Here is a 2,412-nt window from a genome sequence, read left to right as displayed (position 1 = left end):
TTCATATAATTTCCTCAGTATTCTTGATATATAAAACTGCCAGTATTCAATTAGACTTAAATAAAATCAATATCCTATGTCAAATCACTCACAATTAATGACCTTTAATATTGAAAGTTGGAATGCCCAATCATTAGGTTTAACTGAACAAGCAGATTGGGAACAATGGGCCAAAACTCAGATGTGGCCAACTGAAGGGAAAATTGACGTCAGCGGTATACCACCGATGATGCGCAGGCGTATGAGCGTGCAAAGCAAATTAGCAGTACAAGCGGCTTTAAGTGTGGTCACGAATCAAGAAATTGATTACTTGGTGTTTGCAAGTCGTCACGGAGAGCTACATAGAACGGTTACTCTAATAGATAATATCCTGCAGGGTGAAGATGCCTCGCCGATGGCTTTCGCACAGTCTGTACATAACACAGCCGCAGGACTAACCACGATTGCAGCCAAGCGCCCAATTCCTCTCACCTCTATTGCCGGTGGTGAAGATACTTTCCATAACGCGCTACTTGATGGGCTTATATATTTGTCAGAAAACCCTTCTCATCGGGTACTAGTGATCGATTTTGACCAACCGCTTCCCAATGAATATCGTCCATTTGAAACGCTTGAATTTGCAGACTATGCATTAGGCCTGGTGCTAACATCCGGTCACCAGTTTTCTCTTCAACGTTCAGTTTCAACAAATAACCAGTCAAACGCAACTGACGCATTTATAACGTCGCTCCCCCAAGGGTTGCAGTGTTTAAACCACCTAGTTCAACGCTCAGGCTCTTGGCTTATAAAAGGTCGAAACCAAAGTTGGCACTGGAATAACTGCTCATGATGAGGCAGTTCAATCAATACTGGCGAGTTTTCGCTACCGGTCTCTGCTTCAGCATTTTTGGCCTTGGTGGGCTATTTCTTAGTTTTGTCATCATTCCCCTTATTGCACTCACGAATCCAGCAGGTGTCACGACCGAACTTAAAGTACAGAAACTCATACAAGTCTCTTTTGATTGGTTCTGTCGAATAATGAGATTTACCGGTGCGATTGACTATAAAATCTCGGGGGGCGAACTACTACGACAAGACCGTAGTTGCCTTATTATTGCCAACCACCCTAGCCTTATTGATTACGTACTGATTGCTTCTCAACTCCCTCAATGCGATTGCCTCGTAAAAACAGCTATTTGGTCGAATCCATTTATGAAGCGTATCGTGCAAGCTGCAGGTTACATCCCAAATAACAGCCCTGACGATTTAATGGACCGATGCACTGAAAAGTTCAAACAAGGGAATGTATTACTGATATTTCCCGAAGGAACTCGGACAACACCAGGGGTTGAGCCTAGCTTACAGCGTGGAGCTGCTCAAATTGCAACGCGGACTGCTGCTGATTTAAGAGTTGTAAATATAACCGTTTCGCCTAGTTTTCTCACAAAAGAGAAAAAATGGTACCAAGTACCAAAAACGAAACCCTTTTTTCATATCGAAGTGAAAGGTACTATAGAGACTGAGCCTTTTATAAATCAATCGAACAATTTAACGATCGCGGCTAGACGTTTAAATAGTCACCTAGCAGATGTTATATTCTCCGACGATTGCCATATTACCAATAAGAAGTAGGTTACAGTGGATACATTACATAACGAACTAAAGCAGCTAATCATTGACGCACTAAACCTAGAAGATATGTCTATTGATGAAATTGAAACAGACGCGCCACTGTTTGGCGACGGTCTAGGGTTAGACTCTATTGACGCTCTTGAACTCGGTTTAGCCATCAAGAAAAAGTACAACATTGTTATTGATGCTGATGACTCAAATACGCGTCAACACTTTGCCTCGGTAGCAAACCTAGCTAACTACATCTCTTCGCAAACCAGTAAATAAAAGAATTGTTATGACAGCAGTAAATAAACAAGACGTATTCGCGCAAGTACAAGATGCACTCATTGAGTTATTTGAACTGGACGCTGCCGATATCACTCCAGAAGCTCACCTATATCAGGATTTAGATCTCGATAGCATTGATGCTGTTGATCTAGTTGTTCACTTACAAAATGTGACGGGCAAAAAAATCAAACCTGATGAATTTAAAGCGGTACGCACCGTCGATGACGTTGTTGAGTCCGTGGTTGAATTACTGAAAGACGCGTAATGCGATCTTGGCTCACTGCACTTACCGCTCTGGTTATCTTTGCTTATCCACTTGCTGTTTTTTTCGGCATTAATAAGTTTGGGTTACAGACGGTAGGGGTAGCATTGGCAGCAATCTTCGCACTGCGTATATTTTCTGGCTCTCAGGCTAAAATCAAAGAGCTTAAGCAACTCGCATGGATCAGTGGCTCTGCAGGAATTGTCTTACTCACTCTTGGGGTTTTGTTCAAAGAGCATGGGTGGCTAACCTACTACCCAGTGGTCGTA

Annotated in this window: 4 protein-coding genes and 1 pseudogene; all 5 read left to right on the top strand. The window is 42.5% G+C overall.

Going from position 1 to position 2,412, the window contains the following annotated elements; translation table 11 throughout:
• Positions 1–76: 76 nt before the first annotated feature.
• Positions 77–829 (top strand): beta-ketoacyl synthase chain length factor, encoded by a 753-nt coding sequence (locus tag L4C33_RS21555; protein ID WP_428814432.1) that lies wholly within the window; start codon positions 77–79, stop codon positions 827–829.
• Positions 829–1,611: a lysophospholipid acyltransferase family protein gene (locus L4C33_RS21550; RefSeq protein ID WP_428814433.1), complete on the top strand. Its 783-nt coding sequence runs from the start codon at positions 829–831 to the stop codon at positions 1,609–1,611. The genes L4C33_RS21555 and L4C33_RS21550 overlap by 1 nt, the downstream gene beginning before the upstream one ends.
• 6 nt (positions 1,612–1,617) lie before the next feature.
• Positions 1,618–1,878, top strand: coding sequence for a phosphopantetheine-binding protein (locus L4C33_RS21545; RefSeq protein ID WP_428814431.1), 261 nt, complete (start codon positions 1,618–1,620; stop codon positions 1,876–1,878).
• 10 nt (positions 1,879–1,888) lie between these two features.
• Entirely contained in the window at positions 1,889–2,146 is a 258-nt protein-coding gene (locus L4C33_RS21540) for an acyl carrier protein (RefSeq protein ID WP_428814430.1), read from the top strand.
• Positions 2,146–2,412 (top strand): annotated as a pseudogene (locus tag L4C33_RS21535) (COG4648 family protein); the annotation flags it as partial. The gene L4C33_RS21540 and the pseudogene L4C33_RS21535, both read left to right, overlap by 1 nt.

Source organism: Vibrio makurazakiensis (genome assembly GCF_050337375.1).
GTDB lineage: Bacteria > Pseudomonadota > Gammaproteobacteria > Enterobacterales > Vibrionaceae > Vibrio > Vibrio makurazakiensis.
This window is presented reverse-complemented; position numbering and strand designations above follow the sequence as displayed.